The sequence below is a fragment of the Lachnoanaerobaculum sp. ICM7 genome, assembly GCF_000287675.1.
GTDB lineage: Bacteria > Bacillota > Clostridia > Lachnospirales > Lachnospiraceae > Lachnoanaerobaculum.
In genome coordinates, this window is the sequence record NZ_ALJL01000016.1 from 152,478 (window position 1) to 178,039 (window position 25,562).

Genomic DNA, 25,562 nt, shown 5'->3' on the forward strand with positions numbered 1-25,562 from the left:
TCTTACCCCCTTTACTTTTGAATCGCTTCGATAACATAAGTCTTTCCCTGGAAGGAAACCTCATCGCCAATTCGGCAACCTAAAAGACTTTTTGCCAATTGAGGAATCTTTGTGGAGTTCTGAAGATAATTTACCAGTATCTTTTTTGGTTCATCAGTTTCCTTAATACGAACATTCACTTTTTGACCAATAACTATATACTCATCTTCAGCGCTGTCTTCCGTACTTTCATCTTCTGGCACTTCATTGCCATCAAGATCCATATCTTCGTACTCTTCTGGTTCATCCTCGATCTCTACACCTTGCTCATCACCTTGTAAGATGCCATAAATATTATCAATGAGCATGTCTGCAATCTCGTCCTCATCGAGACAATCGAGAACTACTCCGCCACCTACTGCGTTCAAAAATTGCAATGATGGTCTTATATGCTCCTTGAGTGAAAGCTGTGTATTTTCCTCTTTAAAGTTCTTGAACGCCTTAACAATGCCATTCAAAATAATCGGATTCGCAGAAAAATTATTACTGTAAAAAATGTCTGAAATCTTACTACTAATATCGTTGCTGCCTATAATATCCAGTTTTTCAAATGGATTTGTTACATTACTTGGATCATAAGTATTTCTTCCAACCCACCAACACTTGGCTACTGAATTTCTAAATAATCCGGCTCTTGTACCACCTGAAAAGAAGAATCTCGATTTTATATTTGATACAGCCTCTTTCTGCGTTTTAGGTGATTTTGCATTATAATCCCATCTTTTTCTAAGGTAACCATAATAAACCGAATGACATAGTCCCGCCCACAACCTTTCGTCACAAGCCTGCGACTCTGTCAAAAATGACAAGTGCTGATAAATAATCTTGCAGTTTGCAAACTCAACTTCACCTTTTGACAAGTCAGAATCAATTGGAGCCAACTGGAAATCTTGTATCTCCTTAAATTCGATAAACGGATCTCCTCCACAGACTTTCCAAAGCCATTTATTATCCTTTTCCGTGAAATACATGTTGTAAACAATATCAAGATTGGATTTAAGGATGTCCAATGCTTCTTTTTTCATAAAATATAATTTCATTTAAGCATCCTCCTCTTCCTCACCAGCTTCGAACAGATCTGCGAATTTTCTCAATGCAGCATTCAACGGTAATTCCATTGCTTCTTGTGCTAACTGCACAGAAGTCTTATCAGAATATAACAGTTCATTTTCCAAGTCTACTCCACGTTTCTCATAAGCCTTTGATAAAGAAATATACCAATTTCTACCTGCGTAGTTGTCAATTCCATTCTCTTGTTTTAACTCTTCAAAAACGTATACCAATGCAGGGAATACCATCATAGAGTTCAATATCGGTTGGAATTCTTCTTTAGCACAGAAACGAGAATAAATCTCATATTCTTCCAATCCTAAGCCGATACCAATTTGCGGAGTCGAAAGTTCCACTTCCATTGGCTTTGGTTCAGTTGTTAATCTCTTATACACCTTAAAAATAGAACTTGTGCTGTTAAATTCCTCGTAATTCTTTACAATCTCAATTGCTGGTATATTTTTATACGCAAGAATACTTCCTTTCGACAGTTCAAATGACAGCCCCTGGTAATCATCGTTCCAATTAGAATTCACAAAATGATTAACATATTTTTTTATCACTATTAAAACTATAATTTCTATTCTTCCGTTGATTCTTCCAATCGGAATTTCTTTGCTTACATGATTGGAAATATCATGAATCGTAGTTCTATATGATGTGTTTGCACATTCAATATGAATCACATATTCAGCATTACCTTCCAGAATCATTTTATGAAGTTCTTTGTTATCCATTTCTATATCGAAATCAAACAACAGATTATTAACACCATTCATTTTATACTGCACATCTGCATCAAAGACAGAATCCATGTAATCATCTCTTTCTTCACTTAGAACCGGATATGTATATAATCTTTTAGTTATGTTCATATACATTTACCTCCATCGCATAATCCCGGTTATCCAACAAAGCAATTTCAAACTGGACTTTTTCATTTCCCTTCATACTGGAAAAACTTACACCTTCAGAACTCTTTATTATTCCTGTGCATCCCATCAACTCAGATGCAGAATCGATTGCAAGTCGATTCGATTTACCATTTTCACCGACTGTAACAATCTCAACATGTCCTGTACGAATATCGCGTGGCAAAATAAAGGAAACTCTATAGGTGTTTCTCGATGTCTTAATAACTCTGACATTTTTAAGTTCCTGATTTATATCTCCACCATACCTTTTATGTACGGTATCATGTCCACCTGCAGTAACTCTGCCTTTATGAGTATCCTTTTCGCTTCGATGCCTAGTACCGCCTAAATTACGTGTTGTTGGATCACCACCATCAATTCCAATGGTTCCTTCTGTATCCATCTTCTTCGACTTTCCATTCCCTTCACTTCCGTAAAACAACCCTTTTAGCTTCGTTTTTGATGTTCGAGATTGAATTGTAATGGATCCAATTGTATCCTGGAGACTTTCCTTATTGCTGTCATCTCCTTGCTGATCAGTCTTATCTGATTCCTTCTGAAGAACACCTGCCAAACCTGCGACTTCAATTTCATCATCACTAGAATGCTCACCCAACGTTTGAACACATTCTCTTATCCAATCTTTTAACTCATTGTTATATTCTTTTGCTAGGGGCACGTTAGTTGAGTGTCTGCTTGGCAACCATTTATCATGTGCCGGAGTTTCCATTTCTCTAAAGAACTCATTAAGCTCTTTACCTTCCATTTCAAGCACACCGGAAAATGAAATAATTCTCGACACATTACCTAATGCAAATAATTTCATTCCCGAAGATCTCGTAATCAGAATTTTTCTATTCAACTTCTCCGAAGGATCGACTAAAACGCTAAGTTTTAGAGTCCCCATCCCATAAAAGTCTCTTTTGAATACTTTTGTTTCAGGTCGAACAAGCACTTGGTAGTACCAATATGCGTTTTTTATTTTTGCATTATATGTGCTGAGATAACTTGCAAGCGTAGAACTATTGATTGCTTTATTGGCAACCGTTACACTTAATAAATTTTTGTGAATAGACATTAAGAAGTTTTCCAGAACCTCGTTAATTACATCGATATTCCATTCATATCCCGCATTAAATCCATACACAAAAACATCTGTACCAATCTCAGATCTCTGATATAGTTTTTCCAACTCACTGATAGAATCAACAGGTAAGTTACCTTCCGGATTTCCATAGTAACCAATTCCGGTTGTCATTGTATTCATACTATTGCTTAAATTCTCCGGAAAAGATATAAATCGTGACATTCCCTGTGCAGCAGTCTCTTGATCTTCATTCAGAGTTCTATAAAAGACCAGTCTATAATCCGAATTTGTAAATGGTGCATTCTTTCCTATCCCAAAGGCTCCAGCTTTATCACCAGTTTTTGTCGCACCACCATCAAGTTTTGTCAATGCATTCCAGCCTTCGTCACTATCCTCATATGGATGACTAAGTCCAGTTGTGTTAAAATCGCTAATTCGCAAAACAACTGTAGTAGGCATCTTAATTGCATTTAATGCCTTTTTCAGTACCTTAATAGTCTTTTCGCTATTCTTTTTCGACCAATAATTATAAGCTTTCTGAATTTTAGAAACATACTGCTCATATCCAGGAATATCAGAAGAAGGAATTCTATACTGTTCAAAATCAACTTTAATGGTTGCATTACTGCCTTCCACCGTTGCATCTAATGAGTTCTGACAAATTTCTCTTGCCAATGACTGAATCTCTGTTCCTGTAAATGTTTCAATACCTGCATCTGACACTCCACGCACTTGTCCAAACCCATTATGCGGAAATTTCCACTCTATAGTCATCTAAATCACCTCAAAGTAAATTTATTTTCCTTATTGCTAATATCTTGATACTTACTTTTGCAAGCTTTTAATTCTGATTCTAATGCAGAGAAAATCTTTTTTACGTCTTCATCTGTGTATTCGTATGTTGCTGTATTAGAGCAGTTACTTAAAAGTCGAATCATATCGATGATTTTATTTGTTCTAGACTCAGCAACTCTAATAAATTTATCATGTTTTGATTCAGCCATATTTTTCTCCTGATCTTATATTTTTATTTTATTTTACATATTTTTACTCTATATGTCAATATATCGTATTTATTTCAATATTATTTTTTATATATTATAATTATTTGCAAATTAAAACGCCCGGACTTTCCTCTGGACGCTACTGATTCTTTAAATTTTACCTTAAAACATTGGTTTCAATCTTTGCTTTAAAATAGACCATAAGCTTATCATAATAGATCTGTATCTGCTCGATATATTTTCTAACTAGCTTATCATCATACTCTATTATCTGAGTATCATTCATTTTAACATAGGCTGCAAGTTCATTGATTCGTTGTCTAGTGCCTTCTCTGAGCATGCTCTACCAAAAGTAACTGCTTGTGCTGTCTAAGATCTCCCCTTTCATCAGAGCATTTAGAATAGTCTTTTTTCCATATGCCAAATCCAAGAGTTTCTTCTGTTTTTCTGCAATAGTATTATTAATTTTCTCTATTTCAACAGAATTATCTTGTCTGATAACTTCCAGAATATTCTCTTCCAGGATATCTATCATATCTTGGAAGTTTTCCAAAACAGCATTCATGGCATCGATAACTGCATGTTTAAGTTCTTCCTCCTGCACTGTCGGTGCAGAACAATATGATGCTCCCCTTTTCTCCCTTGTGTGGCATCTCCATACAATTGATTTCTTTCCTTGGTTATTCCAAGCTATTCGTATGTAAATATTCCCACATTTCATGCAGGTACAAATACTTGAGCGTACATACTAATATGCAATAATATTAGTATAATTTAATACAACTCTTGAATAATTTCTTTGTTCTTTTAATAAAAACTATAAAATTGCCTTTATTCCCTTTGCACTGCGAGGAACTGTATCTGTGAAATGATTACCATTGTTTAATTCAAATATTACCTCACTCCCAAGTTTCTTAAAATATTCTGAAAGCTCTCTAGTATTATCATCTACAGTTTTTAATATAGGATTGCGTGTATTTGCCTCTTTATCCCCCAGAGAAAAATAGATTTTATCCGGTAACTTTCTACAATTATTCCTTTTACAATATTCCATAAAGTCATAAAACCAAAGTGAGCCCGACATACTTGCCACTCTGTCAAATGCATCAGTTTTATACATAGCATAAACGGCAAAAAGACCTGCAAGTGAATATCCTGCTATTCCTGTAAATCCCGGTTCTCCCTCTATCATCTCCTTTGCCTTTGGCAAAATCTCATCTATAAGCAATCTCAGATACTCATCTGCACCGCCGCTAAAAGATTTTTCTTTAGAATAGATTGAAGGCATATACCATGGTGACATATCATGGTTCCAATCAATATTTCCAACAACAAGTATTTCTTTTATCCAAATTTAATTTGACAATTCATTTTCATTGTGCTAGAACTTGATACAAATAAAATATTGAAAGTGTGATGATATGGAATTTTATCGTAATAACGGAGAAAGAATCCATTATGAAATCATAGGAAAAGGCTTTCCGGTTGTCTTCTTACACGGAAACAATCTGGAAAGCGGTTATTTTAAAAAGCAAAGGGTTTTGAGCAAGTACTATAAGCTTATTTTTGTAGACAGCTTAGGACATGGTAAATCAGGAGATATTTTGGGGAAAATAAGCTTTTCTTATCTGGCAGACAGTCTTGATGAGCTACTTTCATATCTTAATATAGAAAAATGTCTGCTGGTAGGACATAGTGACGGTGCAAACCTTGCCATAAAGTATGCGGCGCTTCACCAAGAAAGAGTTGCCGGTATCTTGGCAAACAGCGGTAATATTGCTTTTAAAGGTCTGAAATTTCTCCCGGGATACGCTTGTTATTTTGAAGAAGTCTTATATAAAACTCTGGGTATAATCTTCCCCTTTTTTAAAAGGAGAGCAAAAGTTTCTCCACTCTTGCGTGAAGATTTGAATATTCCTAAGGAAGTTTTTTCTAAATCAAACTATCCTGTAATAGTTCTGGTTGGAGACCATGATATGATCAAAAGGGCGCACAGCAAGGCTATTGCCGATCTTTTCCCTAAGGGAAAGTTTATAGAGAGAAAAAACCAAGGACACAATATTCCAAAAAAGGACAGTAACTACTTTAACAAGACTATTTCAAAAATGGTAAGCTATATACAAAGTTGCACTATGTGATTTGCATTCTTCAAGGAGGTAAAAATGCAAAAGATAATCTCTTTTTTTAAAAAATACAAAAATGTTATTAAAGGCATTTTGTTTGTCAGTATACTTATCTTGGTTCTGATAGAATTTTCACATATGAGAAAGACTGTTTCTTTCAGTGCCGTAAAGGATATACTTCGACATTTGTCTGTTTTACAGATTTTTAGCCTTTTTATTTTCGGTATTCTTGCAGTCTCTCCTATGATGCTGTATGACTATATACTGACAAAAGAACTTGGAAAGAAAATTTCTGTATTTAAGCTTATTGAAAACAGTTGGACTATAAACAGTTTAAATAATCTTATAGGCTTTGCGGGACTTGTGGATGTCGGACTTAGATACAGCTATTTTTCGGAAGAAGAACAGGAAGGTAAAACAATGCAAAGTATATCAAAGGTAATGCCGTACTTTATGTCGGGCCTTTCTTTATTGTCGTTTGTATCATTGTTATTGCTGTTTTCTCATGATAAGAATAATACTTTAAAGACATACAGTTTTGTACTTGCACTTGCCTCTCTTATACTTCCGGTACTGCTTTTCCTTTCTACCAGAAAGAATCTGGACTACTTTGGCAATTTAAGCATGAAGAAAATACTTGCTCTAATAGGTACCTCTCTTTTGGATTGGCTGTTTGTATCCGGTTTTTTCTTCTATGTAGGCAAAGTGCTCGGTTACAATGTTTCTTTTGTAAATATAATTCCTTTATATTGCATCTCCATTTGTATAGGTATCGTATCAATGATACCCGGCAGTCTCGGAAGTTTTGATCTGATAATGATTGGAGGTCTGCTACATCTTTCATTAAACCATAATGAAGCTGCAAGCTGGCTTTTGCTTTTTCGTATTTTTTATTATTTTATTCCTTTCTTTATAGGATTGATTTTATTTATAAAAAGTATGGGAGGACAAATAAATGACAAGTTTCTTGGCTTACCCGGGAAGCTCTCAAATATAATGAGCCGTGGAATGCTTCACTTTATGGCAAACTTCTTCGGTTTTTTCCTTATGGCAAGTGCAATACTTCCCGATGAGATTCATAATATACCTATTATAGGAAAAATGGATCCCATACACGGACAACTGCTCTTTCAATTTCCAAGTTTCCTGCTTGGAAGCCTTTTCTTCCTGCTTGGAAGATTGATAAAAAGACATTCTGCATTTACAAAACCATTTTCAATTGTACTTTGCCTTATAAGCCTGATTTATATTAATCTTGGCGACTACTCCGTTTTTGGCAGTCTTTATATACTTGTATTTTTAATGCTTTTATATATTGAGAGAAACAGCTTAAACAGAAAGGCATTTTTCTATCCTTTGGAAGACAGAATAAAAGATATAGGATATATAGTTTCCAGCTTTATAGTCACTGTATTTCTTTTGTATGTATCAAGGGGAAATACAGCTGGCAACAGTTTGGGTTTTCAGCTCTTTCATCATAACGGTTTCCTCTCAAGAGCTTCTATGGGAATCCATTTTTTTAACGGCTTTTTCATTCATTTTTTACACCTTTTTGTCTACTTACTGATTATTGCATTCTTTTATATTGCAGTAGAATCTATGGCAAAGGACAGACATTTTACATTTGGAGAAAAATTTGAAAAATCTCGTTATAAAGCGTTTTTGGAAAGTTTTGATAATACCAATTTAAATGCTTCTCTTGCATTTTTAGGTGATAAACTTATCTATTATTACACTGAAGATGAAAAAGATCTCGTAGCTTTTCAGTTTGCCTTAGAAGACGGTAAGGCTGTTGTTATGGGGGATCCTATAGGTAGAAGTGAATATTTTAATAAAGCTGTATCTGCATTTATAAAAGATGCCGAAGACAAAAATCTTATACCGCTCTTTTACGAAATAAGTCAGGATATCACTTTACTCCTGCATAATTTCGGCTATGATTTTATGAAATTTGGTGAAACAGCAAAAGTTAATCTTGATGAATTCGATTTGACAGGAAAAGCCGGAAGAAAGTTTCGTGCCATTACAAATCGTGGAGAAAACAGCGGATATTCCTTTAAAGTAGAGTTTCCACCTTTTTCAAATAATTTTTTAGATGAATTAAAAAAAATTTCTGACAACTGGCTTTTGGGAAGACAGGAAAAGGGCTTTTCTTTAGGGTATTTTGACAGAGATTATCTTTCACTTGCCCCCATTGCCTGTGTACTTGATGATTCCGGAAATATTCAGGCATTTGCAAACTTTTTGGTATGTAATAATGATAATGAGTCAAGTATAGACCTTATGCGCTACGATCCTAAAACGGAAAGAAACGGTATTATGGACTATCTTTTTGTCCGGATTTTTCTTTATATGAAGGAAAATAATGTCAGATACTTTGACCTTGGAATGGCTCCACTTTCAAATGTCGGTCAGTATGACCACAGCTTTTTAAATGAGAAACTTACATTTTTAGTTTACAGCTTCACAAATCGTTTCTATTCCTTCGGCGGTCTTAGAAAATATAAGGAAAAGTTCGCTCCTGCTTGGGATGCAAGATATTTATCCTACCCTAAAGACAGCAATCTACTCTTTGATTTACTTACTATATATAAGATTGATAACAGACAGGTAAAAAAGGTATAAAAATATAAAAAGTGGGTTGAAAAACTCAACCCACTAAAACACTTGACATAGTTATATCAGCTATAGCATCAAACAGAATTGGGAAAATTTATAATCGACTCCAGACACTCAAAATCCTCTTCAAACTCCTCATCTTTACACAAAAGCCTTGCTTCATGTAAACGTTTCCTTGCCTCTGTGGCGTCTTTATTAAAAACTACATACATGAACACATCAAGTAGTATAAAATACTCATAGTAATCATCCGTCTCTCTGTACTTGTCAAAAAAAGGCTTGCTGTCTGTATACAATTCCTGTGCTTTCTCATATTTTTTAAGATGAAAATAGCAAAGACACAAATTCAACCTTCTTGTCATCTCCACTTCAGGCATCTTTTCAAGCGAACTTCCAAAACACTCAAATATATATTTTGCCTCAACATAATCCTTCTTTTTCATAAATGCACAAGCCATGTTCAGCTTTGCCATATTTTTGATATGTTTTGATTTTGTAGTCTTCTCCATAGCATTCAATTTATCAATGCACTCATCAAACTTACCTTCATCAAACAGCGACACGAGCTTATTTATTTTCTTTATATGTACTACATTGTAGATTAGATTAAACAATATAGCTCCCACAAAAATGATTACAGCCGACACTATATAAATTACAAAAATTTGTCTGCCGTTGAGCCCAAGTCCTATCTCACAAACTAAGAGTATGCTTGCGTATACGATTCCCATAACCAAGATGCTTAGAAATCTCTTCATGTTCTCACACCCCGCAAAAATTAAAGCTGATATAATTTTGTATATTTGTCTTCTATATAATCAAGGAAATAATTTACATTAAATGCTTCTCCTGTTACCATCTTCATAAGCTCAGGCGCCTCATAACGGAAACCGTAGGTATGAATATTTTCCTTTAACCAGTTCATTACTATATCAAACTTGTTATTTTCAAGTAAATTATCTACATCCAAATCCTTTTTCATTGCATGTACATACTGTGCCGCAAATGCTGTTCCAAGTGCATAGGTCGGGAAATAACCAAAGCTTCCGTCTGACCAATGCACATCCTGTAAGATACCAAGCTTATCATTTGGTACATCTACACCAAGATATTCCTTATACTTTGCATTCCATGTTTTATCAAGGCCTTCTGTAGAAATAGTACCGTTGAATAATCCCTTTTCTATCTCATAGCGAATCAAAACATGCAAAGGATAGGTAAGCTCATCAGCTTCCGTACGAACAAATGAAGGCTTTGATACATTGATTGCTTTATAAAAATCTTCAAGGCTTATATTACCAAGTTGCTTAGGGAAATATGACTGTAACTTAGGATAATTGTATTTCCAAAAAGCCATAGTACGTCCAAGGTAGTTCTCACATAGACGTGACTGTGACTCATGCATTCCCGAAGAAACACCCTCTGATAAAATCATTCCGTCATACTTCGGATCTATATTGTGCTCGTAGTATGCATGTCCAACTTCATGTACTGTTGAAAGGATGGCTGAAGCTACATTATTTTCTATATATTTTGTAGTTGTACGACAATCATTCTCACAAGTCCAAGAGGTAAATGGGTGCTCAGACTCATTTTGATAACCCCATGAAGAATCAAAATGTACATACTTCAATAAATCATCCATAAACTTTTTCTGTTCTTCAATAGGAAAGCTTTGATGTAGGAAATCCTCATTGATCTGCTTTGCCCTTGTTACCTTTCCGATAAGCGGAACCAATCTCTCTTTTAAAGCATTAAAGAACGCATCATATTTTTCTTCGTCCATGCCCGGCTCATAATCATCAAGCATCTGATTATAAATACTCTTATCACTGCTTCTATAACCGTATAACTTTTTTTGGCTCTCTATTACTTTCTTCAAGTATGGCTCAAATATAGAATAGTCAGCCTTAGATTTTGCAAGTATCCATGCATCAAATGACTCATCGCAAAGCTTTTTAAATGCCACAAATTCTTCCTTAGGTATGCAAACGGTATCAAGTGCTTTCTTATAATAGAGCTCTATAGCACGTCTATCTTCATCATTTACCTCAGGATCATCTTTTAAATCTTTCAACAGCTCAACTATTTCTTTATCTGTTTCCAAGCTGAAAAGTTCTCCTGCCAAATAGGCAGATCTCTCATCTCTATAAGCAGCTCCTGCACTTGGTGCAACTGTCTGCTTATCAATTCCGATAATATTTAATGCCATTTGGTATGCAGAACACTTAAATAACCAGTCCTGATACTTTTTTAGTTTTTCTTTTGTATTCATAGTTTCCTTTCTTTAAAAACATTCACAAATTTTACAATTGCTACACTATTTATAAAATAAAAAGACCAGCCTCTTTAGCTGATCTTAAGTCTTAAAAATAATCAATAGCCTAATAGTGACGCCAACACATGACGCTTACCTAGAAAACGGCACTTAAAGAGGACTTACTGTTGATGTTACTATGTTAGCATAAGCAATCAACCATGTCAATATAATACCTTTATTTATACCGGAAATTTAAATAAACACTTTTCCTAGTATTCATATATGAAGTATTATTCTAAAATTTTTATACATTATTTGGAAGATTACTCCCTTGAATTTACTTTTCCAATGCCTGCTCTATATCTGCTATTAAGTCACGGACATCTTCTATTCCGACAGACATTCTGATAAGATCAGGTGATACTCCTGCCGCTTTCAGTTCATCATCATTCATCTGTCTATGTGTTGTAGATGCAGGATGAAGTACACAGGTTCTTGCATCCGCCACATGAGTAACGATTGCAATAAGCTCCAAAGAGTCCATAAACTTAACTGCCGCTTCTCTGCCTCCTGCGATTCCGAATGATATAACACCACATGAGCCGTTTGGAAGATATTTTTTAGCCAACTCATGCTGACTGTCATTCTCAAGTCCTGAGAATGATACCCATGATATCTTAGGATGTTTTTCAAGATGCTTTGCAATAGCAAGTGCATTCTCAAAATGTCTCGGCATTCTTAAATGCAATGTTTCAAGTCCAACTCCAAGATAGAATGAATTTTGAGGTGAAGGAATCGCTCCGAGGTCACGCATAAGATTTGTTGTCATCTTTGTAATGTATGCCCCCTTGCCGAAACTTTCTGTATACACTATTCCGTGATAAGTTTCATCAGGAGTTGTAAGCCCTTTATATTTATCTTTATACTTAGTCCAATCAAAGTTTCCTGAGTCTACCACAACACCGCCAAGTGCATTGGCAGTACCGTTCATATATTTTGATGTTGAATGTGTTACGATATCAACTCCCCATTCAAAAGGTCTGCAAAAAATCGGTGTAGGGAATGTATTATCAACTATAAGCGGTACACCATGCTCATGTGCAGCTTTTGCAAACTTTTCAATATCCAAAATTCTAAGTGCCGGATTTGCTATGGTCTCGCCAAATACAAGCTTTGTATTCGGTTTAAATTTAGTAGCAAGTTCCTCCGCTGAAATATCAGGATCCACGAATGTAGACTCAATACCCATATTTTTCATTGTGTTGGCTATAAGATTATATGTTCCTCCATAGATAGCTGAAGAAGCAATGACATGATCCCCTGCACCTGCTATATTAAGTATCGCATAAAAGTTTGCCGCTTGTCCTGATGATGTAAGTATAGCCGCTACACCACCCTCAAGTTGACAAATCTTTCTTGCTACGGCATCATTTGTAGGGTTTTCAAGTCTTGAATAAAAATATCCGCTTTCCTTTAAGTCAAACAAATCTCCCATCTGCTGTGAAGACTCATATTTAAAGGTTGTAGATTGCACTATCGGAAGCACTCTGGGCTCACCGTTTTTAGGCTCATAACCGCCCTGTACACAGATTGTATTTATATTGTATTTTGACATAGTATTTCTCCTTTTTATACATATATTTCGCAATGATTTTATGCAGGTATGCATCCCTTACTCTATACGAAAATGAGTATACTTTATTATCGGAATAATATCAAATATAATGTTTCTATCTATGTACAATATTTAATATTTTAATATAAGTAAGAGAACTTAAAATTATAATACTTGTTTTATCCTTTGTTTTTACTTATGGATATATTATCAATAACCGCTTCCCCACCTGCCTGCAATACACCGCTAAATGCACTTATCAATTCATCTCTCTTTTCCTTTGGAAGTTTAGCCAGGCTCTTTATAATTATCCCGACATTTTTTAATAAGTTCCCTCCAAATTCTTTAAATGTTTTTGCTTCTGTCTCTTCAATCAGAGCAAACACTGTAGAGACCAAAGACTCCCTCGTTTCATCATCAGTTTTTTCAAGCCATGTTCCCAATGAAACATTTATAAAATTGCTCATATCATCCAGTTTAGACTCAACAAATTCATCTCTCATTACTTCCCAGGTCATAGCATCATGCTGAAAAATACCTTTTGCACTGCTCTTTACTACCTTTTGCTCACCCTCATTTGAAAGTAATTGACCTATTATTGATGTCTGAGGTACTATACTGTATATTTTATTAACAATCTGTTTATATTCTTCTGTATTAATAATCTCCTCCCTAAATCCCGGGCCGTCATTATTATATATTTTAGTAATACGCTTCTTTATTTCATCATTACAAAAAGCTGCTGCATACATTGCAAAATTTCCACCTTTTGAATGTCCGCCAAGCATAAAATCACCTTTAATCAGCTTTGATACATCATTTAAATAATCAAGCGCTTCCTTTGTTCCCTCCGTTTCCGACATACAACTCATCATAAAATCTTCTTTCCAGCCTGTTATAGTGCTGTCAGTGCCACGAAAAGCTATATAATTAGTTTTATCAGGAAGAAAAAATGTTACTGCAGAAAATTGTTTTATTTTTTCTTTATCAAAAATTTCTCTATAATATCCAATCCTTGTCTCCCTAAATCGCTCCCCCGCTACCATCTGTTCAAGTAAAAGAGGCGACCGCTCTGTAAATTGTCCTTTATCTTTTATTTCATCCAAAGAATATTTCTCACAAAATGTCTTCAGTACTTCTTCAATACTGTATATTCCTTCAGTATCAGAAAACAACTCATCAAAATCCATATAAGATATATATGACAGTATTACATTATCTATATCATTAAAAGGTGATATCGATAAGCTTATATCATTTCTCCATTTTAAATAATCCAATAATTCCATATTTATATTTTCCTCTTTGATTATATAATTAAACTTTTATTTTATATAATACCATAATACAACTTATTGTTATTATTTACAAATAAGAGTGGATTAAAATCAACCCACTCTTACATTTAAAACCAATATTAAATTTCTTCAATCTAAGCCTCAACTCCCCGGACTTCAATTTGTGTAAGTGCCGGGAACGGAGATTCTCCCTCCGCCTTTATAAGATTCTCAAGCACAAGGCTTTTTATTTTTCTTTCCTTTATCAAAAAACACTGCGGCTTTTCGGATTTCTCAAGTTTTAGAGTTTCACTGCTGCCGTCATCAAAATTAATATCTGCACTTACCCAATAATTATCATGCGGATAATCCGCTCTAAGAGTAAGCCTTATTTCATTTACAAGTACTTCTCTTCCAAAATCTAAGGTAAGAGCTGCTTTTGGATCTCTGTTAATACCCCAACTCTGATAAGGATATTTACCATGAGATGAGTTTGCATACATTCCGTCTACAGCATTTCTTGCCGCAAATACCGCCTCACCTCTGGTTTCCACATTGGCTGAGGCATGAGGATAAAATGTATTATTCTCATGCTGGTCATAAACATTTAATGCAAGGTTTTTTACTTTACTTATCTCCTCATCGGTAGCATATCTTGCTTCAATATAGTGAGTCGCTCCTGTAAAGCTCTTCGGTGAATAATTCGGTCTGTTATTTGCAGGAGGAATGAAAAATTCAATACTTCTACCGGGAATATAGATAAATGCCTCTCTCATACTGTCCTCAAAACGTACTACACAGTATCTTCCGGCTTTATCCGTATCAAGTACTATTCTGTCTCCATCCATATATTCACTGCAATATACAAGTTCAGCCTTATTATCTCCCTCAAAGCCGCAGGCTCTTTCTATCTCTCCCTTACCTACTATTTTAAGTTTAATCATATCTACTCCTATTAAAGTACAAAAGTCACTGTTTTTACCAATACATTTTCCAATCAGGTCTTGAAAGTCTTGTAAGAGCCTCCATAAAGAAATAATCTCCCCAAATCACACACTCGTCTACTCCGCTGTTTTTACAGGTATTATAAGGTGTTTTCTTTGCATATGTTCCATGTAAAAGCTGACCGTTTGATATACTCTTATCTTTAACCTGATAATTATTTATAAGAGAATACATGATTTTCTTTGCAACAGAAGTATAGTAGGCTCTGCTTTCTTCATCCAGATATTTACTCATTTCCAAAAATCCGCATACAGCTATTGCAGCTGATGATGAGTCTCTTGGCTGTTCATTTTCATCTCCGTCACCGAAACTTAGATCCCAATATGGACAAAGATCTTTAGGCAGATGCTTTAGGAAATACTTTGATACTCTCTCAAAATATTTTATATATTCCTTATCTCCTGTATTCTTATAGGCAATGGCAGTTCCATAAATTCCCCATGCCTGTCCTCTGGCCCATGCGCTGGCATCCTTATATCCTTGGCAGGTTGCGCCGTGAGAAAATTCTCCGGTATCCGGATCAAAGAATATCGTATGCCAGGTAGAATCATCATCTCTTATTATATACTTCATTGTAGTAATTATATGGTTTTTGGCAATCTCGGCATAATGCTCATCCTTTGTCAATTCACTTGCCCGGTAGAGTAGCGGCACATTCAACATACAGTCTATGATAAGTCTGGCATTATCTCTTGCCCACATTTCTCCCCACGCCTGTATATACTTACCTTCAGGACGATATCTGCTGCAAAGCTGATCTGCCGCCTTTATTGCCGCCTCCTTTGCATTTTCATAAGAAATCAGGCTGTAAGCTGCCACACAGGAAGGTATATAAAGAAATCCCATATCATGGTGATCTATATAATGTCTTATATTTATTCTCTCTAAAAAAGAATCCACCTGTTTTTTTCCCGCCGTTTCAAATAATTCTTTGTCCTTCTCATTCTTTGCATTTTCATAGGAAAGCCACACTTCTCCTGTCCAAAAACCGCTTGTCCAGTCGGTATTAATACCCGGTGTATAAAAATTCCCCTCACTGTTTGCAGCCGGAAAATGCTCTTCAAATGCAGGTAAATTATTCTTTACCTGTTCCATGCACATATCAAGAGCCTCACTAATCATACTGTCTGTGGCTTCCGGGTATTTTTCCAATAAATTAATATCAATCCATTTATCCACTTAACTAATCTCCTTTTAATACTACCATTTAAGTACTGTCATATATTCGGGATTTTTATGTAATTCGGCAACCATAGTTTGTCCGAGTCCATATACTCCTCTTATACCGTTTAAGTCACTATGATTTCCAACATCATTTTTAATGAGAACCACACTGTATTTCTCCTTGTTTCTTGTAATTACATATCCTTGGGCTGTATCCTTTGAAAGCATAACATCATAAGCAAAATTGTATACATCTTCTTTTACGATCTCTATCTTTTTATTTTCTCTATTTTTTACAATCACTGTAGTTAAAAAGTATGAACCTGTTGTATTTACTTTAAGAGCAAACGTTTCTTCTATTTGATTATAATGTCTTGAAAGCAAAGAATTTGTAATTTCAGGTAATAATTCACCTTTTTCATCAAAGCACATTACACTAAACTCACATCTTTCCCCTTGCCCTGTTATCACATTATTTTCCTTTTTTAGACTTATATTCTTTCCGAAGGCAAAATGCTGCGATAAGTTATTTTCCTTATTTCCTATAATTTCATCACTTATAATAATGATATCGGATGTCGGTGCTACAACACGCCTTCTAAGAATTACATTCAAATCTATATACCCACAGTGAAAACCTTCAAATAACAGCCGGTTTTTCTTAAAAACAAAAGTATTTCCCATGGAAGGAGGTAAACTTTTATAAATCCATGAGTCCTTGCATTCCGCATATTCACTGTTATTTATAATTGGCACATTGTGGGCCTGACTACCTTTAAGTCTGTATCTTTCCTCTACATCTTTATATGTAAAACGTCCACTGTCCCTAAGTATTTCCTCACCTTCAAACCAAAGTTCCATATGAAGTTTGTCCTGATGTCCATGTCCTCCTCCAAGGCTTGTGTTTCTAAAATAAATAAAGTCTGAACTCTCATTATAGGAGTCTCTCCATATCGCTTCACCGCTTTCATGGCATGCTACAAGGCCTCCGGAGAGTCTTTTACTTTCTAATTTTTCATAGAATACTATTCCCTCAGTTCCAAAAAGCCATGCACTTTCAAAGTCAAGCTCCTTATAGCCTGCAAATTTAAGCGAACTGTCTTTAAATAATAATGCCGCCCTGCTTAACAGATCTCTTACATCGGTATCGTCAGAATCTCCTGTCAAGATTTGATGATGATTTGGATAAGTATGATATAAAGTAGCAAATGCCATATTTTTTATAATATTTTTTTCATCTTCCGAAAAAACTTTATCATTATAAAGCTTTGCCACTCTTAAAACTTCAAAATATGCATCCAATACTTCATTGTGATACATTGTAGATGCTTCCCATTGCATTCCGTCATCATGTATCTGTGTATGAAGTGCCATTTTTAGAAAATAAATTGCTTTTTTTCTATATTCATCATTTTTTAGCACCTGTGAAATTACATATAAACCTGCATACTCCATAACACCCCAGTTACTTTTTATGGAAAAGCCCTCTTTAGGATTTGTTGCCAAATGATTTGCATGTACGGATAATGCCAGGAAAAACTTTTCTTTTATTTCATCCGTAACAAGAGGATGAGATGTGAAAAAAGACATTGCCCTTACCCAGTAGTCTGCACGAAGACCTGTCTCAAGTGTTCTCCAAACTTTTGAGTCGGCATTTTTAATATCTATATTTTCATTTATCCAATCAAGTAACTGATTTAGAAAAGTCTTTACATATATATCATCTTGTTTAATCCAAAATGCCTGTCCCAAACATATAAAGTACCTGTGTCTGTTTAATTGAAAAATAAATTCTTCGTCTTCATTAAAGGAGTAATTCCACTTTATTTTCTCAGCAAAATTTACCGGTTCATTTGTGGCTTCCATATCCCAGGGTAATCTGAAAAGAAATGTATTCTCTGTCAGCTCATCTGCGGTTTGAAGAATAATATCCCTCATCTCTTTGCAGTTTTTATTACAAAAGTCCGCAATTTTTATATATTCGTCTTTTTTGAATGAAAAACGTTCTTTAAAATCATCCCACAACAAATCTAAATTATTCATAGTTTACTGTTCCAGTTCTTATAAAAACCGTCATTTTGATGCTTCATCCATTTAATAACTTCTTCTTCCATCGTTTTAGCAAGCTGTTTATTCTCTTCATTATCTAAATCAAGCGTATTTTTTTGCTGCGGATCATTTTGTATATCATAAAGATATCTTTTAGGATTACATATAACATCGTAACCCAGCTCCATAACATAGGTATATTTTCTTGTTCTAACCCCACGCCACCCATAATCGGCAGGATTCTTACCCGCTTTTTTAAATTTTTCCACAAAATCGGCTCTGCCCGGGCATGCCATAATAAAGCTTACTCTATCCTCATTCTCATCACCTTTAATAAATTTGGAGCAGTCATCTCCTTCAACTGTTTCCGGTATATCGCAACCCAAAAGTCCTAAAACTGTAGGCATCATATCCTGACTTCCCATACAGGTAGAACATCTTTTATTCTTGTTTCCCGGTAAATGTACTACAAAAGGAATTTTTATTGACTCCTCATACCAGACATGCTTGCCCATCAGCCCATGCGAGCCCATCATATCTCCATGATCCGCCGACAAGATAACAAGAGTATCTTCGTACAGATTATTTTCTTTCAGATAGTCAATCAACCTTCCAAACTGCTTGTCAAGACCGCTTATAGCCGCATAATACTGCTTTGTGGTAAGCCTTAGTTCTTCCTCACTCATTGCGGCATTTTCCCCGGTATGATGATGAATATTTTCAAAGATAACATTTTCCTTTAACTCCACATTATCATACAGTTTTAAATATTCATCCGGCACTTCACTGTATACGCTATGTGGCGGATTCCAAGATATATACATGCCAAAAGGCTTTGATTTGTCCCGTATTTTAGACAGATATTCTATTGCCTTATCAGTTTCATGCTCAGGTGACCATTTGTTTACTTTAATCATCTCATCACTGTCATGCCAATAATGTGGTGATAAATGCATATCGTAAGTACCATATGAATACCAATAGTCAAACCCATGCCTTCTTACTCCCGGCGGAGTATATGCATCCCAATCTCTTGCACCTGATTTTGGAAACTCATTGTGATTTTGTTCAGGTTCATCTAAATGCCATTTGCCTATATATGCGGTTTCATAACCGTTTTCTTTCAGCACCTGACCTACACAAATCTCTTCATCTTTTAATCTTAAAGATAATCCCTTCTTACAGTTTGTAAAAAATCCGGATGACAGTGGGTATTTTCCGGTCATAAGACTGGCTCTGTGAGGAGAGCAAACCGGAAAAGTACTGAAAGTATGATCGCAATAGGTTGATTCTTTGCAAAACTTATCCATATTCGGGGTTTTAACCGGATCTTCCTTTGCATATCCTATAGCTCCGGCTCTCCATTGATCTGCAAAAACAAACAATAAATTCATATTGTGCTTCCTTCCTATCCCTTTACACCTCCGGTTATTCCACCGATTATCTTCTTTGAAAGTCCAATATAAAGTATAAATGTCGGAATAAATACAATTATTACAGAAGCAAATAGACCTGACCAGTCACCACTGTATTTCATTCCGTTTATCATTGAGAATAACCCAAGCGCTACAGGTCTTAGTTTCTCTGAATTTACAAATAAAAGTGAAAGGAAATATTCATTCCATATTGCTATGAAATTAAAAATTGTTACCGTTACAACTCCGCCTTGAGCCAGTGGAAATACAATCATCCAAAAAGCCTTTATCGGATGACATCCGTCTATAGCCGCCGCCTCTTCATAGGCACTTGAAATATTGGCAAAGTATGCCATAAGGAAGGTAGTTGTATAAGGTACTTTTATAGCTACAAACAAAACTATAAGTACAATTCTGTTTGAAAAAGCATTACCAAGTAATCCGGCTCCCGCCACCAATGTATACAAAGGTATTATTACCATTATAAGAGGAACACCCATAGTTCCTGCCAGTGCGGAGGTAAGAAATTTTCTTCCCTTGAATTCAAATCTTTGTAAAACATAAGCATATGGGGCACATACCAGAATAATAAATACACAGGATAAAACCGCATAAATAAGTGAGTTTACAAAAAACACGGAAACATTTGATGATACCCATGCTTTAGCATAATTCTCAAAATGAAGTCCTGTTTTAAATCCTAAAATATCCCCTGAAAATATATCTGCGGTAGTAGACAAACTTGCAGCCACTACCCAGCCTAAAAGCACCGCAGTAAAAGCAACCCAAAGTATCAGTATTATATATCCCGGTAACAGTTTAATCTCTTTTGATAAATTAAAAGGTGCGGATTTTTCTTTGTTTTTCAGCATTTTCATAATCTAACCTTTCTTAAAATTCCAAATCATCATCTTTAAGAACCCTATTGGCAACTCTAAATATAATTATTACCAAAGCGCAAAGAATTATACCTATTGCCGCACCTGCACCCGCATCACGAGAAATCATATCGGCAGTTTCAGCTCCGAATACTTTGGTATACATATATACCATAGGAACTACTGTTGAGGTATCTGCAGTTAAAGGTGAGAAAAGCTGTGACCATATAAAGAATCCTGCAATACTTATTGACCACATAATAATATTTGTTCTTAAAATTCCTCTTAAAAGAGGCAGTGTTATATGAAAAAACTGTTGGACCTTATTTGCACCGTCTATTCCTGATGCTTCATAGTATTCCTTACTTATTCTTTCAATGCCGCTGATCCATATAAGCATATGATGTCCTATCATTCCGAAGCAGTAAGAAAATAAAAGTGCATAGAATTTGTGCTCCGCATCAAGCCACTGTATTTTTGCCAAACTCTCCAAACCGATCATTCTAAAGAAAGTTGTAAAAAATCCATAGGAGGAATTAAAGGCATATTGAATCCACATTGTAGCCATAGCTACCGCACTGATTACATTCGGCAAATATATTGCCGCCTGAAAAAATCCCTTTCCTCTTATTCCGCTTGTCAAAATGATAGCTATAAGTAAAGAGATTGAAAGTGTAACTATGCCTCCGATTGTCCATATCTTTGCTATATTAATAAGCGACTGTATAAACAACGGGGCATTAAACAGATCTACGTAATTTCCAAGGCCTCTAAATTCCCATTTGTTTATCGGATCCGTAATTTCCACTATCTTAAAAAAGCTCATAATTACGGTTCTTATTATAGGGTAAATAAATACTCCAAGAAACAATATTGTTCCGGGAATAGTAAATGCCCAAATCATACTTTTATTGCGTTTCATAAATATTTTCCCTTCTGAAACAGGCAAGAGCCTGACTTTTAGATTAGTATCTTAAAGGCAGCAATTTCACCGGTTAAAAAAGGCAGGTCAAATAACGACCTCGTTACCCGCCTGCCCTCTTTTGTTCATTTAGACTTTATTTTCCTGCTGCCTTTTTCATATTTTCAACAAATTCAGCACCTGTAATCTTACCTGAGTAAAGTTTAATTAAATTCTCCTTTAATGCCGGTGTGATCTCCGGATTGCTTTCCGCACCACCCATGATCTCTGTGCAGTTATCAAAGTATGGCTTTACATCAGCCAACTGCTCAGGCCATGAAGGATTCTGTGAATCTGCAGGAAGACTTATACTCTCCTTGGCAAGCTTCTCGTCATATTCACCTCTTGTCATCTTCTCAATAAATCCGAATGCAGCTTCTTTATTCTTACATACTGAAGTAATAGCAAAGCTCTGTCCACCAATCATCATAGCTTCTGTGCCGTTAATTCCGTTATTAACTTCAGGATATCCGAAAAATCCCCATTCAAAATCAGGTCCTGTAATATTTTTAACTTCGTTAACAACATATGTTCCTACAGCATACATTGCAACCTTACCTGTAGCAAATTCTGTATTCTGTCCTGTAGGGAATACATTTGAAGCCACAAGCTCTGAGAAATATCCCTTTGATGCAAGCTCTGCCAAATCATTAGCTGTTTGTAAAACTTCAGGTCTGTCCCATTCATTATTGTTAATAGTTTCCTTTAAGCCTTGACTTCCTACAAGTCTTCCAAGATGCATACCAAAAGCCTGTGGTACATATGCATCATCAGTAGTAATCGGTGTTATTCCGGCATCTTTAAGCTTTTGACATGTAGCAAGGAATTCATCCCAGTTTGCAGGTACCTTATCAATACCTGCTTCTTTGAAAAGCTTTTTATTGTAAAGATAAGCATTTGCCTTAAACTGATATGGAATCTCCTTAAGTACACCTTCATTATAGCTTCTGAAAAGATTCATCATTGTAGGGTTGGAACGAGACTCATAATCACTTTCTTTAACCAAATCCTCAAGACTTATAATACGATCACCGTAATTGCTCTTGTTTCCCTGTCCGTCAAAGAAGTCAACCTGCTGTTTTGCATCAAGTGCCGGAATCAAACCTTCTTTAATTCCTTTACGTCCCTTAAACTCTACTTCAATTTCTACACCGGTTTCTTTTTCATAAGCTTTTATGGCCTCGGCAATAACAATTCCCTGTGGCTCTGTAGCTTCCCAGTTTGACCAGTATACCAGCTTTACTCCACTGTAATCAGGACCTTTAGCCGTATCATCCTTTGATTCCCCGCTTGTACCCTCGCTTGATGCTTGAGCGGCTGTAGTACTTTCCTTGGCTGTATTGTTACCACAACCTGCCAGTACCGACATAATCATTGCACCGGAAATTACTGCAACTCCAACTTTTTGTAAAAACTTTCTCTTCATATAATCCTCCTTGAATATGAATATTCACATATAAATTTTACATATTTTATTAAACTGCATTCCGCTTCGGAAAACAGCAAATATAGTTCTAAAACAATTAATCCGCATAGAGATCCGCATTATTTTCAAGAGCGATATCAATTCTGCATGGTATAACATCAGGTACAGATATGTTTTTTATTAAGCAGTCCACCATGATCTTAAAAGCCATATATCCTTTATCATAAGGATTTTGGTCTATAACCGCCGACATTCTCTTCTTTTTTAAAAATTCCAAGGTTTCTTCATTTAAATCTGTTCCTATTATGGCAACTTTTTTATTATTACCATGTTTTTCAAGAGCTTCAACAAACGCCCTGTTATCATGAGAGGTAAGAGCATATATAAGACATATATCACTATACTTACCAAGTGCCTCACATGCATTTTTATAGAGTTCTCCTCTATGATCCATATTCCTTGTATATCCTGTCACAAGTTCTATTATCAACTCCGGTTTGTTTTCTTTTATATAATTACAAAAGCTTTCCAAACGCCCCTCATGTATCTTTGAATCTTTGCGCCCACAAGAAACAAGTATTCTTCCTTTACCTTGAGTAATAAGTGCTGCAAGCTCAGCCGCCACTTTACCCACCTGTATTTCCCTAGGTGGAATGCTTATGAGGCCTTCAGGAATTTCGATGTGATCATCTATAACCAGCACCCTCATATCCTTTGCCAACATTCTCTGAAACTGCATAAGCACCTCTGATGCTCTTGTAAAAGAAATTGTTATAACACCGCCATATTCACCGGGCCCCTTATCGGCAATCTCTTTTAACTGCGCAAGTTGCTCTTCTTCGTTATCGCATACAAAAGGACTTATTTCTATATTTAGCCCTTTAAGCTCCTGCGCACCTTTATTAATACCGAGCCATAAGTAATCAAAGTAAATTTTTTTCTCCCATTTGTCCTTTGGCAGTACTACCGCAACTTTACTGGTTTTTCTCTTAATGGAGGCGGCGGCATAATTTTCCACATACCCCATTTCTTTTGCCGTTTCCAAAATCTTAGAGCGAAGTTCACTACTTATCCCTTCTTTTCCTCTAAGTGCTCTGTGAACCGAAACAGCCGATATACCAAGTTCATTTGATATATCCTTTATGGTTACCTTGCCTAAAGCTTTTTTCATAAATAATCTATCTCCAATCTTTTAAAATCAAAGCCGGATATTAAGTCGAATTATCGTTTGCGTAACCGTTTACTTATGTGGTAAGTATATACCTAAATTGCTTTTATGTCAATATTTTTATTTAAGTTGTATAAAATGAATTTGAGCAAAAAAGCTGTCGCTTCACGATTTTTCAATCAATAAAACGACAGCCATTTTCAATCATTTTTATCTTAAACTTTCCACTATATCAATAATTTTGTCATAGCAGGCATCAAAAAATATCTTATATGCTTCACAAAAATAATTACTGTATAGTCCTGTATCAGGATTTAAATCTCTATTGCGCTGACATCCTCCTCTACATACTCTGTAATATTTGCATTCCATGCATCCGCTATCCAGCTTAAATGACTTTTCTATAAAGCATATTTCAGATCTTTTTTCGTCTATCTCACTTAAGTTGTTTTCATTAAAATTCCCAAGGCGATATTCGTCCATTGCATAGAAATCACATGGATAGACACTTCCGTCAGCTTCCACTACTGTTTGAATTCCACATACTCCATTCTGCTCACAGGATTCCGCCATATACCCTCCGGCAAGATTTATATAATTTATAAACTGCCTGTTATAGGGATCTTTTCCATTTTTATAATCTTTATACCACAGATCAAATAATTCAATTAAAAACTTTCCATAAACTTTTGGTGTTAAGGAATAAGGCTCAGCCCCACGCACTTCATTTATCGGGTCAAGACAGGCTATGTATTGTTGGTATTTCCATCCCTGTTTATTATAAAACCTGTAGATATCTGAAATATTCTTTGCAACCTTAGATGTAACTACAGTGAGAATATTATAATCCACCTTATGCTTATCAAGTAGTTTCGCCGAATTTATTATTCTGTCAAAAGTATCGTCTCCTGTTTTTGTATGTCTACAAGAATCGTGTATTTCTCTTGTACCGTCTACCGATAATCCTATTAAAAAATTGTTTTCTTTAAAAAAAGAACACCATTCATCTGTAAGTGCAAAACCGTTTGTCTGAAGGGCATTAGTTACTTCTATATTATTTTTATTGTACTGTTTTTGGTATGCCAATGCTTTTTTGAAAAAATCAATGCCACATAAGGTCGGCTCACCTCCCTGGAAAGCATAATGTATACTGCCCTCCGCCCTAAGCATTGTTTTTCTGATTGTATTTTTCAAAGTCTTTTCAGACATAAATCCATAGGAATGTTGCAAACGCTTACTTGCCTCATCACAGTAAAAACAATACTCACAGTACATATTGCATAGACCTGATGCAGGCTTAATCAAAACAGTTATTGGGGGCATGTAGTCTCCTTTTTTGTTGGTGTAAATTATAGGTCAAATTATTTTGCAAGTAAGATATCGACTTCATCTACAGAATACACTCTTTCTGCTTTTATAGAAGCATATCCTTTATTCAGTTGAGTATCGAGTTGCTCTCCAGTCATTGTAGCAACAGATAACAGTATAGATTTATCTGTCATAGTAGC

General features: G+C 35.4%; 23 protein-coding genes. 2 read left to right on the forward strand and 21 right to left on the reverse strand.

Annotation, left to right across the window (positions count from 1 at the left end; genetic code table 11):
* Positions 1 to 11: 11 nt before the first annotated feature.
* The 7 genes from HMPREF1140_RS03425 to HMPREF1140_RS03450 all read right to left on the reverse strand — a co-directional run bounded on the left by HMPREF1140_RS03425 (position 12) and on the right by HMPREF1140_RS03450 (position 5,448).
* Positions 12 to 1,079 carry a DUF6339 family protein gene (locus HMPREF1140_RS03425; protein ID WP_009662716.1) on the reverse strand — a complete coding sequence of 356 codons (1,068 nt, stop codon included), beginning with the start codon at positions 1,077 to 1,079 and terminating at the stop codon, positions 12 to 14.
* Positions 1,080 to 1,964 (reverse strand): hypothetical protein, encoded by an 885-nt coding sequence (locus tag HMPREF1140_RS03430; RefSeq protein WP_009662566.1) that lies wholly within the window; start codon positions 1,962 to 1,964, stop codon positions 1,080 to 1,082.
* Complete coding sequence (locus HMPREF1140_RS03435; protein WP_009662492.1) at positions 1,951 to 3,864, reverse strand: hypothetical protein; 1,914 nt, start codon at positions 3,862 to 3,864, stop codon at positions 1,951 to 1,953. The genes HMPREF1140_RS03430 and HMPREF1140_RS03435 overlap by 14 nt, the downstream gene beginning before the upstream one ends.
* A gap of 5 nt (positions 3,865 to 3,869) precedes the next feature.
* Complete coding sequence (locus HMPREF1140_RS03440) at positions 3,870 to 4,094, reverse strand: hypothetical protein (RefSeq protein ID WP_035619808.1); 225 nt, start codon at positions 4,092 to 4,094, stop codon at positions 3,870 to 3,872.
* A gap of 157 nt (positions 4,095 to 4,251) precedes the next feature.
* Positions 4,252 to 4,434, reverse strand: coding sequence for a hypothetical protein (locus HMPREF1140_RS13060; RefSeq protein WP_051000436.1), 183 nt, complete (start codon positions 4,432 to 4,434; stop codon positions 4,252 to 4,254).
* 3 nt (positions 4,435 to 4,437) lie between these two features.
* Positions 4,438 to 4,827, reverse strand: a complete 390-nt coding sequence (locus HMPREF1140_RS13190; protein WP_255347562.1) for a recombinase zinc beta ribbon domain-containing protein — start codon at positions 4,825 to 4,827, stop codon at positions 4,438 to 4,440.
* 84 nt (positions 4,828 to 4,911) lie between these two features.
* Positions 4,912 to 5,448 carry an alpha/beta hydrolase gene (locus HMPREF1140_RS03450; protein WP_330370047.1) on the reverse strand — a complete coding sequence of 179 codons (537 nt, stop codon included), beginning with the start codon at positions 5,446 to 5,448 and terminating at the stop codon, positions 4,912 to 4,914.
* A gap of 67 nt (positions 5,449 to 5,515) precedes the next feature.
* On the opposite strand from HMPREF1140_RS03450, the gene HMPREF1140_RS03455 reads away from it, so the two are divergent.
* Together HMPREF1140_RS03455 and mprF are read left to right on the forward strand one after the other, a co-directional pair.
* Positions 5,516 to 6,232, forward strand: a complete 717-nt coding sequence (locus HMPREF1140_RS03455) for an alpha/beta fold hydrolase (protein WP_009662443.1) — start codon at positions 5,516 to 5,518, stop codon at positions 6,230 to 6,232.
* Between the two features lie 24 nt (positions 6,233 to 6,256).
* Positions 6,257 to 8,842 (forward strand): bifunctional lysylphosphatidylglycerol flippase/synthetase MprF, encoded by a 2,586-nt coding sequence (mprF, locus tag HMPREF1140_RS03460; RefSeq protein ID WP_009662632.1) that lies wholly within the window; start codon positions 6,257 to 6,259, stop codon positions 8,840 to 8,842.
* Positions 8,843 to 8,910: 68 nt separating this feature from the next.
* Here mprF and HMPREF1140_RS03465 read toward each other — a convergent pair whose 3' ends face one another.
* From HMPREF1140_RS03465 to HMPREF1140_RS13390, 14 genes are all read right to left on the reverse strand, one after another.
* On the reverse strand, positions 8,911 to 9,594 hold the full coding sequence (locus HMPREF1140_RS03465) for a tetratricopeptide repeat protein (protein ID WP_009662396.1): 684 nt from the start codon (positions 9,592 to 9,594) through the stop codon (positions 8,911 to 8,913).
* A 20-nt stretch (positions 9,595 to 9,614) separates the two neighbouring features.
* Positions 9,615 to 11,111 carry a carboxypeptidase M32 gene (locus HMPREF1140_RS03470; RefSeq protein ID WP_009662441.1) on the reverse strand — a complete coding sequence of 499 codons (1,497 nt, stop codon included), beginning with the start codon at positions 11,109 to 11,111 and terminating at the stop codon, positions 9,615 to 9,617.
* A gap of 322 nt (positions 11,112 to 11,433) precedes the next feature.
* The gene (locus HMPREF1140_RS03475) at positions 11,434 to 12,711 is read right to left on the reverse strand and encodes an O-acetylhomoserine aminocarboxypropyltransferase/cysteine synthase family protein (protein ID WP_009662504.1); all 1,278 of its coding nucleotides are present in this window, start codon (positions 12,709 to 12,711) and stop codon (positions 11,434 to 11,436) included.
* A gap of 179 nt (positions 12,712 to 12,890) precedes the next feature.
* Positions 12,891 to 14,000: an Mbeg1-like protein gene (locus HMPREF1140_RS03480; protein ID WP_009662617.1), complete on the reverse strand. Its 1,110-nt coding sequence runs from the start codon at positions 13,998 to 14,000 to the stop codon at positions 12,891 to 12,893.
* A 143-nt stretch (positions 14,001 to 14,143) separates the two neighbouring features.
* On the reverse strand, positions 14,144 to 14,932 hold the full coding sequence (locus HMPREF1140_RS03485) for a carbohydrate-binding protein (RefSeq protein ID WP_009662455.1): 789 nt from the start codon (positions 14,930 to 14,932) through the stop codon (positions 14,144 to 14,146).
* 34 nt (positions 14,933 to 14,966) lie between these two features.
* Complete coding sequence (locus HMPREF1140_RS03490) at positions 14,967 to 16,172, reverse strand: glycoside hydrolase family 88 protein (RefSeq protein WP_009662708.1); 1,206 nt, start codon at positions 16,170 to 16,172, stop codon at positions 14,967 to 14,969.
* Positions 16,173 to 16,193: 21 nt separating this feature from the next.
* Positions 16,194 to 18,200, reverse strand: coding sequence for a heparinase II/III family protein (locus HMPREF1140_RS03495; RefSeq protein WP_009662478.1), 2,007 nt, complete (start codon positions 18,198 to 18,200; stop codon positions 16,194 to 16,196).
* The gene (locus HMPREF1140_RS03500) at positions 18,197 to 19,600 is read right to left on the reverse strand and encodes a sulfatase family protein (RefSeq protein ID WP_009662500.1); all 1,404 of its coding nucleotides are present in this window, start codon (positions 19,598 to 19,600) and stop codon (positions 18,197 to 18,199) included. Before HMPREF1140_RS03500 ends, HMPREF1140_RS03495 begins: the two co-directional genes overlap by 4 nt.
* Positions 19,601 to 19,614: 14 nt before the next feature.
* Positions 19,615 to 20,499: a carbohydrate ABC transporter permease gene (locus HMPREF1140_RS03505; protein ID WP_009662473.1), complete on the reverse strand. Its 885-nt coding sequence runs from the start codon at positions 20,497 to 20,499 to the stop codon at positions 19,615 to 19,617.
* A 13-nt stretch (positions 20,500 to 20,512) separates the two neighbouring features.
* Complete coding sequence (locus HMPREF1140_RS03510) at positions 20,513 to 21,421, reverse strand: carbohydrate ABC transporter permease (RefSeq protein ID WP_009662680.1); 909 nt, start codon at positions 21,419 to 21,421, stop codon at positions 20,513 to 20,515.
* Positions 21,422 to 21,557: 136 nt separating this feature from the next.
* Positions 21,558 to 22,886 (reverse strand): ABC transporter substrate-binding protein, encoded by a 1,329-nt coding sequence (locus HMPREF1140_RS03515; protein WP_009662624.1) that lies wholly within the window; start codon positions 22,884 to 22,886, stop codon positions 21,558 to 21,560.
* A 97-nt stretch (positions 22,887 to 22,983) separates the two neighbouring features.
* Entirely contained in the window at positions 22,984 to 24,057 is a 1,074-nt protein-coding gene (locus tag HMPREF1140_RS03520; RefSeq protein WP_009662543.1) for a LacI family DNA-binding transcriptional regulator, read from the reverse strand.
* A gap of 207 nt (positions 24,058 to 24,264) precedes the next feature.
* Positions 24,265 to 25,377 carry an anaerobic sulfatase maturase gene (locus tag HMPREF1140_RS03525; protein ID WP_009662678.1) on the reverse strand — a complete coding sequence of 371 codons (1,113 nt, stop codon included), beginning with the start codon at positions 25,375 to 25,377 and terminating at the stop codon, positions 24,265 to 24,267.
* 38 nt (positions 25,378 to 25,415) lie between these two features.
* Entirely contained in the window at positions 25,416 to 25,556 is a 141-nt protein-coding gene (locus HMPREF1140_RS13390; protein ID WP_009662671.1) for a hypothetical protein, read from the reverse strand.
* Positions 25,557 to 25,562 lie beyond the last annotated feature (6 nt).